13 protein-coding genes are annotated in these 13,210 nt (G+C 67.8%); 10 read left to right on the forward strand and 3 right to left on the reverse strand.

What is annotated here, in order from left to right:
- Window positions 1-115: 115 nt before the first annotated feature.
- Together VL15_RS19645 and VL15_RS19650 are read right to left on the reverse strand one after the other, a co-directional pair.
- Window positions 116-1,429 carry a GTP-binding protein gene (locus VL15_RS19645; RefSeq protein ID WP_329955956.1) on the reverse strand — a complete coding sequence of 438 codons (1,314 nt, stop codon included), beginning with the start codon at window positions 1,427-1,429 and terminating at the stop codon, window positions 116-118.
- Between the two features lie 146 nt (window positions 1,430-1,575).
- Window positions 1,576-2,025, reverse strand: coding sequence for a lytic transglycosylase domain-containing protein (locus tag VL15_RS19650; RefSeq protein ID WP_048247960.1), 450 nt, complete (start codon window positions 2,023-2,025; stop codon window positions 1,576-1,578).
- Window positions 2,026-2,391: 366 nt separating this feature from the next.
- Between VL15_RS19650 and gspD the strand changes: the two genes are divergently transcribed.
- Genes gspD through gspF form a run of 3 tightly spaced genes read left to right on the forward strand, consistent with a single transcriptional unit; the run spans window position 2,392 to window position 7,428 of the window.
- On the forward strand, window positions 2,392-4,710 hold the full coding sequence (gene gspD / locus VL15_RS19655; protein WP_048247961.1) for a type II secretion system secretin GspD: 2,319 nt from the start codon (window positions 2,392-2,394) through the stop codon (window positions 4,708-4,710).
- Complete coding sequence (gene gspE, locus VL15_RS19660; RefSeq protein ID WP_048247963.1) at window positions 4,707-6,206, forward strand: type II secretion system ATPase GspE; 1,500 nt, start codon at window positions 4,707-4,709, stop codon at window positions 6,204-6,206. The genes gspD and gspE overlap by 4 nt, the downstream gene beginning before the upstream one ends.
- 4 nt (window positions 6,207-6,210) lie before the next feature.
- Window positions 6,211-7,428: a type II secretion system inner membrane protein GspF gene (gspF, locus tag VL15_RS19665; protein WP_048247965.1), complete on the forward strand. Its 1,218-nt coding sequence runs from the start codon at window positions 6,211-6,213 to the stop codon at window positions 7,426-7,428.
- A 31-nt stretch (window positions 7,429-7,459) separates the two neighbouring features.
- Here the strand turns inward: gspF and VL15_RS19670 are convergent, their stop codons facing one another.
- Complete coding sequence (locus VL15_RS19670; RefSeq protein WP_048247967.1) at window positions 7,460-7,870, reverse strand: general secretion pathway protein GspC; 411 nt, start codon at window positions 7,868-7,870, stop codon at window positions 7,460-7,462.
- 177 nt (window positions 7,871-8,047) lie between these two features.
- Between VL15_RS19670 and gspG the strand changes: the two genes are divergently transcribed.
- Genes gspG through gspM form a run of 7 tightly spaced genes read left to right on the forward strand, consistent with a single transcriptional unit; the run spans window position 8,048 to window position 13,207 of the window.
- Window positions 8,048-8,500 (forward strand): type II secretion system major pseudopilin GspG, encoded by a 453-nt coding sequence (gene gspG, locus VL15_RS19675; RefSeq protein WP_048247969.1) that lies wholly within the window; start codon window positions 8,048-8,050, stop codon window positions 8,498-8,500.
- A gap of 39 nt (window positions 8,501-8,539) precedes the next feature.
- The gene (locus tag VL15_RS19680; protein ID WP_048247971.1) at window positions 8,540-9,094 is read left to right on the forward strand and encodes a GspH/FimT family pseudopilin; all 555 of its coding nucleotides are present in this window, start codon (window positions 8,540-8,542) and stop codon (window positions 9,092-9,094) included.
- Window positions 9,095-9,096: 2 nt separating this feature from the next.
- Window positions 9,097-9,498, forward strand: a complete 402-nt coding sequence (gene gspI / locus VL15_RS19685) for a type II secretion system minor pseudopilin GspI (RefSeq protein ID WP_048248024.1) — start codon at window positions 9,097-9,099, stop codon at window positions 9,496-9,498.
- The gene (locus VL15_RS19690; protein WP_048247973.1) at window positions 9,476-10,165 is read left to right on the forward strand and encodes a PulJ/GspJ family protein; all 690 of its coding nucleotides are present in this window, start codon (window positions 9,476-9,478) and stop codon (window positions 10,163-10,165) included. The genes gspI and VL15_RS19690 overlap by 23 nt, the downstream gene beginning before the upstream one ends.
- Before the next feature lie 2 nt (window positions 10,166-10,167).
- On the forward strand, window positions 10,168-11,298 hold the full coding sequence (gene gspK / locus VL15_RS19695) for a type II secretion system minor pseudopilin GspK (protein WP_048248025.1): 1,131 nt from the start codon (window positions 10,168-10,170) through the stop codon (window positions 11,296-11,298).
- A 26-nt stretch (window positions 11,299-11,324) separates the two neighbouring features.
- Window positions 11,325-12,704 (forward strand): type II secretion system protein GspL, encoded by a 1,380-nt coding sequence (gspL, locus tag VL15_RS19700; protein ID WP_048247975.1) that lies wholly within the window; start codon window positions 11,325-11,327, stop codon window positions 12,702-12,704.
- Window positions 12,701-13,207: a type II secretion system protein GspM gene (gene gspM, locus VL15_RS19705; RefSeq protein WP_048248026.1), complete on the forward strand. Its 507-nt coding sequence runs from the start codon at window positions 12,701-12,703 to the stop codon at window positions 13,205-13,207. The genes gspL and gspM overlap by 4 nt, the downstream gene beginning before the upstream one ends.
- Window positions 13,208-13,210 lie beyond the last annotated feature (3 nt).

Consider the following 13,210-nt stretch of genomic DNA (forward strand, 5'->3'; position numbering starts at 1 on the left):
CAGCGCCTGTTCCAGAAAAAACCCGCCTCTCGGCGGGTTTTTTGTTGGGCGCGCGCGGCATTTTCGCCACAGTCCGCGCCGCTCTTGCAAGATTTAACGGTTGTTTTACAAGCCGTTACGCGTGCACGATCTGCGTGTCGCCGTGATCGTCGTCGTCGTGCGAATCGACATCCCACGCCGGGAACGGATCGTCGAACGCGCTCCATCCCGCCGCGCCGAGCGCGAATTCCGCATCGGTCAGCAGGCACGCATCGAGTTTCTCGCGCCATGCATCGGCGTCGAGCGCGATGCCGATCAGCACGAGTTCCTGCCGGCGATCGCCGACCGTGCGATCGTCGAGATCGCCCTGCCATTCGGCGCGGATTTCGCCGAGCAGATCGTCGTCGTCCGGCCATTCCGAGCGATCCTGCGCGGCCCACCACAGACCCGCCGGGCCATGCCGGCATACGCCGCCCGCTTGCGACAGCGAACCCGCGATGTCGTTGCGCGTCGCGAGCCAGAAGAAGCCCTTGCTGCGCAACACGCCCGGCCACTCCTGATGCAGCAGCGCCCAGAGTCGCGCCGGATGAAACGGCCGGCGTGCGCGGTAAACAAAATTGCCGATCCCGAATTCGTCGGCTTCGCCGTGCACATGCGCGTGATGCTGATCGTGGCAGTCGGGGTCGTCGCAATGCGTGTGATCGTGATCGAGCGACGCGAGCCAGCCCGGCGCATTCGCAGCCTCGTCGAAATCGAAGCGGCCCGTGTTCAGCACTTCAGTCAGCGGAATGTTGCCGAACGTCGACACGACCTGATGCGCGCGCGGATTGAGTCGCGCGAGGATGTGCTGCAGGCGCGCGAGTTCGTCGGCAGCGACGAGGTCGGCCTTGTTGATCACCAGCACGTCGCAGAATTCGATCTGCTCGATCAGCAGCTCGACGAGCGTGCGGTCGTCTTCTTCCGACGCGGCGATGCCGCGCGTCGCGAGCGCGTCGTCGGAGCCGTAGTCGCGCAGGAAGTTGTATGCGTCGACCACGGTAACGAGCGTGTCGAGCCGCGCGATTTTCGACAGCGACGTGCCGTCGTCGTCGACGAACGTGAAGGTTTCGGCGATCGGCATCGGTTCCGCGATACCGGTCGATTCGATCATGATCGCGTCGAAGCGGCCCTCGGACGCGAGGTTGCGGATCTCGACGAGCAGGTCGTCGCGCAGCGTGCAGCAGATGCAGCCGTTCGACATTTCGACGAGGCGTTCCTCGACGTGCGACAGCGCCTGCGCGTCGCGCACGAGCGACGCGTCGATGTTGACCGCCGCGAGATCGTTGACGATCACGGCGACTTTCAGGCCCGCGCGGTTCGCGAGGATATGGTTGAGCAGCGTGGTCTTGCCGGCGCCGAGGAAGCCGGACAGCACGGTGACGGGCAACGGCTGGTTCATTGCGGTACGCACCAACGGAAAAAATGAAAAAGCGGCCGCGGCGCCCTTCCGGGGCGCGATCGGCCCGCGAACGGGCGAAGTTGCGGCGTGAGCCCGCATTGTGCATCAAACGCGCGCCGGCCGGCCGGCACGGCGTCAGGCCGCGATGCGGCGCAGCGTCATTGCACGGGCGGCAGCAGCTTCCATTGCGACAGGATGCCGGCGATCTGCCGCGCGTACTTGTCGCGCAGCGACGGTGTTTCCGAATGATAGGCGCCGACGGCCTGCCACGTGTTGCCGTAGCGGTTCATCTTCTGTTTGAGATGCCACGCGGCGATGTACACGTTCTTGCACGGTTCCATCAGCGTGTCGCGGCCGATTCCGTAGCGCGACAGCGTCGGCAGATGGATCGAATTGATCTGCATCAGGCCGTAGTCGACCGAGCCGTTGGTGTTCTTGTTCAGCGCGTCGGGCCGGTTATGCGACTCCTGCCATGCGATCGCGCGCAGGATCAGCGGATTGACCTGCTGGTATTTGGCCGCCTCGTCGAAACAATCCGCGCGTGCGTTTGCGCTGGCGAACCACGCGCCGGCGGCGATCAACACGATCGAAGCGAACCGTCTGTTCATGGTGCGGAAACGAAAAGGAATTGCGCGAAGGTCGGGAAAACCCGTGTCTATTACCAGTACGGCGAGAAACGCGCCGCCCGTATCATACCGACAGTCCGTCAGGTTGCGACAGGCATGCATGCAGCAGTCCGGTTATACCGTATTTCCATGTCGGTTCATCGAGAAACGGGGCGATGGCCGGCATGCCGAGGGTAGCTCAAAATATTACATATTGCATACGGTTGGCCGATCACATGTCGTATGTGAGACAGTCCTCTGATCAATGTGATATTTCGGACATGAAAAACTGCTAATGTCGCCTCTTTCGGACTTGGATCCCAGCACTACCGCCGGAAGTGGCCTGAGCCGGCATCGACCCATTCATCCATGACAAGAAATCGCTTCGTTATGCGGCGCGTTGCCACGACCCTGATCGTCGCCGGCATCATCGTCTCGCAGGCCGCCTACGCTCAGGTCACGCTCAACTTCGTCAACGCGGATATCGACCAGGTCGCCAAGGCGATCGGCGCCGCGACCGGCAAGACCATCATCGTCGACCCTCGCGTGAAGGGGCAGCTCAACCTCGTTGCCGAACGCCCGGTGCCGGAAGACCAGGCGCTGAAGACGCTGCAGTCGGCGTTGCGCATGCAGGGCTTCGCGCTCGTGCAGGATCACGGCGTGCTGAAGGTCGTGCCCGAGGCCGACGCGAAGCTGCAGGGCGTGCCGACCTATGTCGGCAATGCGCCGCAGGCGCGCGGCGACCAGGTGATCACGCAGGTGTTCGAGCTGCACAATGAATCGGCGAACAACCTGCTGCCCGTGCTGCGGCCGTTGATCTCGCCGAACAACACGGTGACGGCCTACCCGGCGAACAACACGCTCGTCGTGACCGATTACGCGGACAACGTGCGTCGCATCGCGCAGATCATCGCGGGCGTCGACAGCGCCGCGGGTGCGCAGGTGCAGGTCGTGCCGCTGCGCAACGCGAACGCGATCGACCTCGCCGCGCAACTGCAGAAAATGCTCGACCCGGGCGCGATCGGCAACAGCGACGCGACGCTGAAGGTGTCGGTCACGGCCGATCCGCGTACCAACTCGTTGATGCTGCGCGCGTCGAACGGTGCGCGCCTCGCGGCCGCGAAGCGCCTCGTGCAGCAGCTCGACGCACCGAGCGCGGTGCCCGGCAACATGCACGTCGTGCCGCTGCGCAACGCCGATGCGACCAAGCTCGCGAAGACGCTGCGCGGGATGCTCGGCAAGGGCGGCAACGACAGCGGCTCGTCGGCGTCGTCGAACGATGCGAACAGCTTCAACCAGAGCGGCGGCTCGTCGTCGAGCGGCAACTTCTCGACCGGCACGTCCGGCACCCCGCCGCTGCCGTCGGGCGGCCTCGGCGGCTCGTCGTCATCGTCGTCCGGGTACGGCGGTTCGTCGGGCAGCGGCGGTGGTCTCGGCACCGCCGGCCTGCTCGGCGGCGACAAGGACAAGGGCGACGACAACCAGCCGGGCGGGATGATCCAGGCTGATGCGGCGACCAACTCGCTGATCATCACCGCGTCCGATCCGGTCTACCGGAACCTGCGCTCGGTGATCGACCAGCTCGACGCGCGGCGCGCGCAGGTCTATATCGAAGCGCTGATCGTCGAGCTGAACTCGACGACGCAGGGCAACCTCGGCATCCAGTGGCAGGTGGCGAGCGGCCAGTTTCTCGGCGGTACGAACCTGGCGGCCACGGCGGGCAGCGTGGCGGGCAACAGCATCATCAACCTGACGACCGGCGGTACGGCGGCCACCACTGGGCTGGCGGCCAACATCGCGGGGTTGAACCAGGGCCTCAACATCGGCTGGTTGCACAACATGTTCGGCGTGCAGGGGCTCGGCGCGCTGCTGCAATATTTCGCGGGCGTGAGCGACGCGAACGTGCTGTCGACGCCGAACCTGATCACGCTCGACAACGAAGAGGCGAAGATCGTCGTCGGCCAGAACGTGCCGATCGCGACCGGGTCGTATTCGAACCTGACGAGCGGCACGACGAGCAATGCGTTCAATACCTACGACCGTCGCGACGTCGGCCTGACGCTGCACGTGAAGCCGCAAATTACCGAAGGCGGAATCCTGAAGCTGCAGCTCTACACGGAGGATTCGGCGGTCGTCAGCAGTACCACGAACGCGCAGACCGGCCCGACCTTCACGAAGCGCTCGATCCAGTCGACGATCCTCGCGGACAACGGCGAGATCATCGTGCTCGGCGGTTTGATGCAGGACAACTACCAGGTGGCGAACAGCAAGGTACCGCTGCTCGGCGACATCCCGTGGATCGGCCAGTTGTTCCGTTCGGAATCGAAGCAGCGCCAGAAGACCAACCTGATGGTGTTCCTGCGTCCGGTGATCATTTCGGATCGCAGTACCGCGCAGGAAGTCACGGCCAACCGCTACGACTACATCCAGGGTGTGACGGGCGCATACAAGTCGGACAACAACGTGATCCGCGACAAGGACGATCCGGTCGTCCCGCCGATGCCGCTGGGCCCGAGCCAGGGCGGCACGCCGGCCGGAAACCTGTTCGATCTCGACAAGATGCGCCGCCAGCAGATGCAGCGCCAGGTGGCACCGCCGGCCGAACAGGCGCCCGCGCAGCCGCAGGGCGTACCGCTGCAGGCGGTGCCGCAACAGCCGCTGACCGCCACGCCGGGAGCCTCGCAGTGAGCGACGTGCTCGCGTCTTCCGCCCACGACGGCGCGCCGGCCGAACGGCAGCCGCCGTCGCCGCTCGCCGCGCGCCTGTTGCCGTACGGCTTCGCGAAGAGCGGCCAGGTGCTGATCGCGCATCAGCTCGACGACACGCTCGAGGTGTGGATCAGCGAACGCACGAGCGACGCCGCGCTCGCGGAAATCGCGCGCAATTTCGGCTCGATTTCCGTGCACCGCGTGCCGGTCGACGAACTCGCGCAGGCGATCAACCAGGCCTACTCGCGTCATGACGGCAGCGCCGCGCAGGTGGTCGGCGAGGTCGAAGGCGAAGTCGACCTGTCGCGGCTGATGCAGGACATCCCCGAAGTCGAGGATCTGCTCGAATCGGAAGACGACGCGCCGATCATCCGGATGATCAACGCGCTGCTCACGCAAGCGGCGCGCGAACACGCATCGGACATTCACATCGAGCCGTTCGAGAATGCGTCGGTCGTGCGCTTTCGCGTCGACGGGACGCTGCGCGACGTCGTGCGCCCGAAGAAGGCGCTGCACGGCGCACTGATCTCGCGGATCAAGATCATGGCGCAGCTCGACATCGCGGAGAAACGCCTGCCGCAGGACGGCCGCATCACGCTGCGCGTCGGCGGCCGGCCGGTCGACGTGCGTGTGTCGACGCTGCCGACCGGCCACGGCGAGCGCGCGGTGCTGCGTCTGCTGGAAAAGGATGCGCAGCGCCTGAACCTCGAAGCGCTCGGGATGGGCCGCGACACGCTGCGCGAGTTCGACAAGCTGATCGCCCGCCCACACGGTATCGTGCTCGTCACGGGCCCGACGGGTTCGGGCAAGACGACGACGCTGTATGCGTCGATGTCGCGGCTCGAAACCGCGACGACCAACATCATGACCGTCGAGGACCCGATCGAATACGATCTCGGCGGCATCGGCCAGACGCAGGTGAACGAGCGGATCGGGATGACCTTTGCCCGTGCGCTGCGCTCGATCCTGCGCCAGGATCCGGACGTGATCATGATCGGCGAAATCCGCGACCTCGAAACCGCGCAGATCGCGGTGCAGGCGTCGCTGACGGGCCACCTCGTGCTCGCGACGCTGCACACGAACGATGCGGCATCGGCCGTCACGCGTCTGACCGACATGGGCGTCGAGCCTTACCTGCTCGCGTCGTCGCTGCTCGGCGTGCTCGCGCAGCGTCTGGTGCGGCAGCTCTGCCCCGTCTGCAAGGAAGAGCGGCACGAGGATGGCCGCACCGTGTGGCATCCGGTCGGCTGCGACAAGTGCGGGCATTCCGGGTACTCGGGCCGGCGCGGCGTATACGAACTGCTGCTGGTCGACGACTCGATCCGCGCGCTGATCCATCGCAACGCGGCCGATGCCGAGATTCTGGCCGCCGGCCGCGCGGAGGGGATGCGCACGCTGCGCGACGACGCCGAGCGCTGGCTTGCGGCCGGTGCGACGTCGCTCGAGGAAGTGCTGCGCGTGACGGGAGGCGCATAGCGCGATGCCGGCATTCCGTTTCGAAGCAATCGATTCGGCGGGACGCGCGCAGAAAGGCGTCATCGATGCCGACAGCGCGCGGTCCGCGCGTGGCCAGTTGCGCACGCAGGGGCTCACGCCGCTCGTCGTCGAGCCGGCCGCCAGCGCGACGCGCGGCGCGCGTTCGCAGCGGCTCGCGTTCGGCCGCAAGCTGTCGCAGCGCGAACAGGCGATCCTCACGCGCCAGCTCGCGAGCCTGCTGATCGCCGGGCTGCCGCTCGACGAGGCGCTCGGCGTGCTGACCGAGCAGTCTGAACGCGACTACATCCGCGAACTGATGGCCGCGATCCGCGCCGAGGTGCTCGGCGGCCATTCGCTCGCGAATGCGCTGGGCCAGCATCCGCGCGATTTCCCGGAAATCTACCGTGCGCTGGTCGCGGCCGGCGAACACACGGGCAAGCTCGGCATCGTGCTGTCGCGCCTCGCCGACTACATCGAGCAGAGCAACGCGCTGAAGCAGAAGATCCTGCTGGCGTTTACGTATCCGGGGATCGTCACGCTGATCGCGTTCGGCATCGTCACGTTCCTGCTGAGCTATGTCGTGCCGCAGGTCGTCAACGTGTTCGCGAGCACGAAACAGCAGCTGCCGATGCTGACGATCGTGATGATGGCGCTGTCGGATTTCGTGCGGCACTGGTGGTGGGCGATCCTGATCGCGGTCGCGCTGGTGGTGTGGTTCGTGAAGGCGACGCTGTCGCGCGACGGGCCGCGGCTCGCGTTCGACCGCTGGGTGCTGACCGCGCCGCTCGCGGGCAAGCTCGTGCGCGGCTACAACACGGTGCGCTTCGCGAGCACGCTCGGCATCCTGACCGCGGCCGGCGTGCCGATCCTGCGCGCTTTGCAGGCGGCCGGCGAGACGCTGTCGAACCGTGCGATGCGCGCGAACATCGACGACGCGATCGTGCGCGTGCGCGAAGGCTCCGCGCTGTCGCGCGCGCTGAACAACGTGAAGACGTTTCCGCCGGTGCTCGTGCACCTGATCCGTTCCGGCGAGGCGACGGGCGACGTGACGACGATGCTCGACCGCGCGGCCGAAGGCGAGGCGCGCGAGCTGGAACGCCGCACGATGTTCCTGACGAGCCTGCTGGAACCGCTGCTGATCCTGGCGATGGGCGGCATCGTGCTCGTGATCGTGCTGGCCGTGATGCTGCCGATCATCGAGCTGAACAACATGGTGCAGTAACGGCCTGACCAGTGGGTCGGGCCGTCACCGTTCAACGCATGTAGATCGCGGGGGACGGCGTGTTCGCCGGGAGCTGGATTTCGGCGCGGGCGCCGTTGCGGTCGACGATGATCGAGCGGGGGCGGACTTCGGCGAGCTTCGCGCCGGGCGTGACGTCCGCGCCGAGCGACACGGCGCGCGGCGGTTCGCCGCCGATGCCGACGATCGCGGCGGCGCCGCGGTCGAGCGAGAGAATGCCGAACAGGTGGATGTCCTGCACGGGATTCTTGTCGAGCTGACCGCCGAAGAGCGCCGCGGCGTCCTCGGTGCGGATCGGCAGCCGCGCGGCGGCGGCGGGCAGCGGCGCTTCGCGGGCCGATAGCGTGACGACCCAGTAGGTGGCCGTCGCGCACAAACCCGCGAAGAGGGCTAGGGAAAGGATCCGGATCGAGAGCGCGTTCATGCGCGCTATTGTACGGATGTATATGAAATTTGCGTTGGGTGAAAGCCCTCGGCAATGCGCGCCTTACAATGCGTGCTCCGCGCCCGCGGGTTCGGAAGGTTGCCGTCAGGTCATCGTCCGGGTGTGCCGGGTGCGTCACTCAACCAACGACATTTTTTTGGAAAGAGGTAGTCAGTCATGCAAACGTGGATCACTCGCCGCAACGCGGCCGTGCGTCGTCAGCGCGGTTTCACGCTGATCGAGATCATGGTGGTGGTCGCGATCCTCGGGATCCTGGCGGCACTGATCGTGCCGAAGATCATGAGCCGCCCGGACGAAGCGCGCCGCATCGCCGCGAAGCAGGACATCGGTACGGTCATGCAGGCGCTCAAGCTGTACCGTCTCGACAACGGCCGTTATCCGACCCAGGAGCAGGGCCTGAACGCGCTGATCCAGAAGCCGTCCACCGATCCGATCCCGAATAACTGGAAGGACGGCGGTTACCTCGAGCGCCTGCCGAACGACCCGTGGGGCAACGGCTACAAGTACCTGAACCCGGGCGTGCACGGCGAGATCGACGTGTTCAGCTACGGCGCCGACGGCAAGGAAGGCGGCGAAGGCAACGATACCGACATCGGGTCGTGGCAATAAGCCGTCGCTGATCGGCCCGCCGCTTCGTTCCCGTTCTTCATGCTCGCCATTCGCACGACCTCCCGCTGCGGCCGCGATTGCCGTGTGCGTCGCGGTGCGGCGCCGTTCGTCCCGGCGCGTGCCGATAGTGGGCCGCTGAAGCGCGGCGCGCGCGGCTTCACGCTGCTCGAAATGCTGGTCGTGCTCGTGATCGCGGGGCTGCTCGTGTCGCTCGCGTCGCTGTCGCTGACGCGCAATCCGCGCACCGACCTGCGCGAGGAAGCGCAACGCGTCGCGCTGCTGTTCGAGACCGCTGGCGACGAAGCGCAGGTGCGTGCGCGCCCGATCGCGTGGCAACCGACCGCGCACGGCTTCCGGTTCGACGTGAGTTCGCCCGACGGCTGGCGCACGCTGCGCGACGACCTGCTGCGCCCGCGCGACTGGGATGGCGGCGTCACGGGCGCCGACATCGACTACCCGGGTTCCGACACGCGCGTGAGCCGGGTCGTGTTCGGTACCGAGAGCATCGACACGCCGGTGCGCGTGACGTTGCATTCGGCCGTCGGCAGCGCGACGATCGTCGGCACCGGCAACGGCCGCTACGAGGTGCAATGACGATGCGTCGTCGCCTGCCCTTCCCCGTTTCCTCATCCCGCGGTTTCACGATGATCGAGGTGCTCGTCGCGCTCGCAATCATCGCGGTCGCGCTCGCCGCGTCGATCCGCGCGGTCGGCACGATGGCAACCAACGCGTCCGACCTCCATCGCCGGCTACTCGCCGGCTGGAGCGCCGACAACGCGCTCGCGCAACTGCGGCTCACGCATGCGTGGCCGGAGATCGGCGAGCAGAGTTTCGACTGCTCGCAAGGCAACGTGCAGCTCGTCTGCACGCAGCGCGTGAGCACCACGCCGAATCCCGTGTTCCGGCGCGTCCGGGTTTCGGTGAGCATGCCCGGGCGTTCCGGCGTGCTCGCGCAGATGGTGACGGTGGTCGCGAATGAAACCAGCCGTCCGCTCTGACGCGCCGATGCGACGCTCGCCCACCCGCTCCGCCCGCGGCTTCACGCTGATCGAGCTGATGATCGCGATCGCGATCCTCGCGGTGGTCGCGATCCTCGCGTGGCGCGGGCTCGACCAGATCATGCGCGGCCGCGACAAGGTGGCGGCCGCGATGGAAGACGAGCGCGTCTTCGCGCAGATGTTCGACCAGATGCGCATCGACGCGCGGCTTGCCGCGACCGACGACGAGGCCGGCCAGCCGGCGATCGGCGTCGCCGGCAATACGCTGCAGATCGTCCGCGAATTCGAGGTGCCGGGCGCCGCGCCGCGGCTACAGGTGGTCCGCTACCGGATCGCCGGCGGGCGCGTCGTGCGTTATGCGTCGCCGCCGATCGACGACGCGAATCGGCTGCGCAGCACGCTGAAGGACAGCAGCGTCGAAGGCTGGAGCTGGGTCGCGCTGATGGGCGGCGTCGGCGCGATCGACGCGAAACTGTACGTGCCGCGCGTGGGCTGGACCACCAACCTGCAGACGGCCGACGATGCGCTCGCGCAGAACAACGATGCGCTCAAGGTGCCGCAGATCGGCAACGCGCCGCCGGCGCGTGCGGTGACGGGGCTGCAGGTCAGCATCGGCGCGACGTCGCTGCGCGTGCCGGTCACGCGCATCTTCCTCGTCGGGGAATGACGATGCGCGCGCGCCGTCACCATTCATTGCTCACCAACCGCGCTGCCGTGCGCACACGTGAACGCCGCCGCGAGCGCGGTGCGGCGATCATCACCGCGCTGCTCGTCGTCGCGCTGTCGGCGATCCTCGTCTCGGGGATGCTGTGGCGCCAGCAGGTGCAGATCCGCCGCATCGAGAACCAGCGCGTGATCGCGCAGGCGCAGTGGGTCGCGCGCGGCGCGCTCGACTGGACGCGGATGATCCTGCGTTCGGAAGGCGACACCGCACCCGGCATCACGTATCTCGGCGGGATCTGGGGCGTGCCGATCGCGAAGACGAAGCTGTCGGACTTCCTCGGCCGGATCGGCGCGCCGAACGACAACGGCGGCGAAGACACCTATATCTCCGGCTCGATCGAGGACGCGCAGGCGAAGTTCAACCTGCGCAACCTCGTGGCGTCGCCGGCGCCCGGCGTGCTGCAACTGAACGTCACGCAGCTGCAGGCGTTCCAGCGCCTGCTGACGACGCTCGGCTTCGACGGCGCGTTCGCGAAGCGCATCGCGCTGCAGGTGCGCGCGGGCCTCATGCATTCGGCGACGCGCTTCCAGATGCCGACGCTGCCGGGCGGCGGCGGCACGGCGCCGGCCATCGCGCCGGTGACCACCGACCAGGAGGGCGGCGGCGGCTTCACCGACGATCCCGGCATGACCGGCGGCGACCGCGGGCCCGCGCCGCTGATGATGACGGGTGTCGACAGCCTGCTCGACGTCGACGGCGTGACGCCCGAGATGGTCGCGCGGCTGCGCCCGTTCGTCACCGTGCTGCCGACCACGACGCCCGTGAACATGAATACCGCGCCGGCCGAGGTGATCGCGGCGCTCGTGCCGGGGATGAGCGTGTCGTCCGCGCAGGCGCTCGTGTCGCGCCGCGAGACCGTGTTTTTCCGCAACGTCGGCGACGTGCAGCTCGCGCTGCGCGGTGCCGGCGCGCCGAACGTGACGATCGACTCGAACCTCGTCGACGTCAATTCGAGTTATTTCATCGTGCATGGCCGGATCCAGCACGATCGCGCGGAGGTCGACCGCACCTCGCTCGTGTATCGTGATCCGACCACGCACTCGACGCGGGTCGTGCGCATCCGCGACCAGCTATAACGACGCCATTCGGGAGAGGAGCTCTTGTGAGCACGTTGATTGTTTCTTTGCCGCCGCGCGAGCCTGCCGTGCCGTTGCAGGAATGGCAGTGGCCCGAGCTGCCGTTCACGCTCGTCGACAAGGCCGGCCACGTGCAGCGCGCGGGTCGCGCCGCGCTTGCGCTGCTGCCGCGCGCGAGTGCGACGGTACTGATCGTCGCCGCGCGCGACGTGCTGTTGCTGGCCGCGATGGTGCCGCCGCTCAAGGGACCGAAGCTGCGCCAGGCGCTGCCCAACATCGTCGAGGATCAACTGATCCAGGATCCGCTCGGCTGCCACATCGCGCTCGATCCGGCCGCGCTGCCCGACGGGCGCCGCGTGCTGGCCATCGTCGATCGCGCGTGGTTCCGCACGATCTGCGACGCGTTCACGGCGGCCGGCCACCGGCACCTGAGCGCGGTGCCCGCGACCCGCTGCCTGCCGGCGCCGCGCACTTCGGCCGAGGCCGCAGCCGCCGCGCCGGCCGACGGTGAGGTCGCGAACCTTGCCGATGCCGCGCTAGCCGCGGGCGCCGTCGAGCCGCCTGCCCACCCGCCCGCGGTTGCCGCGGTGCTCGGGCTCGCCGCGGCGGTCGAACCGGCGCTCGTCGAGGCCGGCGCGCTGCCGGCCGCGGCCGGTGCGCCGCGCCTCGAACTTGCGGTCGCGCGCGGCGCGCTCGGCGAAGGCTTCGCGGCGCCCGCGTCGCGCGCGGCCGGCACGCTGGCCGCGCTTGCGGGCGGCGGCGACGTCGAACTGTACGAACTCGGCGAACCGGGCGCGGAGCCGCGCCTCGCGTCGGTCGGCCGCACCGACGGCCCGCTGCTGCCGGGTGCCGCGCCGCTGTCGTTCGACACGTTCGCACGGCGCGCGCTGACCGAGCGGTTCGATCTGTGCCAGTTCGAATTCGAGTCGCAGCCGTGGCGCTTCGACCGCGCGACGGTGAAGCGCCTGCGCGTGCCGCTCGCACTCGTCGCGGCGACGCTCGGCGTCGCGGTGATCGGGATGAACCTGCACTGGTGGAAGCTGTCGCGCGAGCGCGATGCACTGTCGGCGCAGATCACCGAAACGCTGCTGTCCGCGTTCCCGAAGACGACGACGGTGCTCGATCCGCCCGCGCAGATGCAGCGCCAGCTCGACCAGTTGCGCCTCGCGGCCGGCGAGCTGTCGCCGAACGATTTCCTCGCGCTGTCGAGCGGGCTGACGCGCTCGATGGGCGCGCTGCCGCTGAACGGCATCGCGTCGCTCGACTATCACGACCGGCGGCTCGACGTCGGCTTCAAGCCGGAGGTCAAGGTCGATCCCGATTTCCCGCAGCGCCTCGCGCGCAACGGACTGTCCGGCGAAGTCGACAGCAACACGGGCAAATGGACGATCCGGAGCCGCTCATGAAAACCGAACAACTGAACCAGACGCTGGCCCAGTTCTGGGGTGAGCGCTCGCAGCGCGAGAAGATGCTGCTCGGCTGGGGCGGCGCCGTGCTGGCCGTCGTGATCGCCTATTCGGTGCTGTGGTCGCCCGCGCAGGAAGGCCGCGCGCGGATCCAGCGCGAGCTGCCGACGATGCGCCGCGAACTCGCGCAGATGACCGCGCAGGCGAACGAAGCGAAGTCGCTGACCGCTGCCGCGCAGGGCGTCGCGCCGACCGGCCTGGCGTTGAAGGACGCGCTGACCGCGTCGCTGTCCGATCATGGGCTGCAGGGCGCGCAGGTGCAGATCGTCGGCAACGGCGTGCAGGTCCAGATGAAGAACGTGTCGTTCCCGGCGTGGACGCAGTGGCTCGACGACGCGCGCCGGCAGTTCAAGGTGCAGGTTGGCGAGTCGCACGCGACCGCGCTGAAGGAAGATGGCCAGGTCGACCTGACGGCCGTGATGCAGCCGTCGACGCAGAAATGACGC

Origin of the sequence: Burkholderia cepacia, assembly GCF_001039005.1 — a bacterium.
Lineage (GTDB): Bacteria > Pseudomonadota > Gammaproteobacteria > Burkholderiales > Burkholderiaceae > Burkholderia > Burkholderia theae.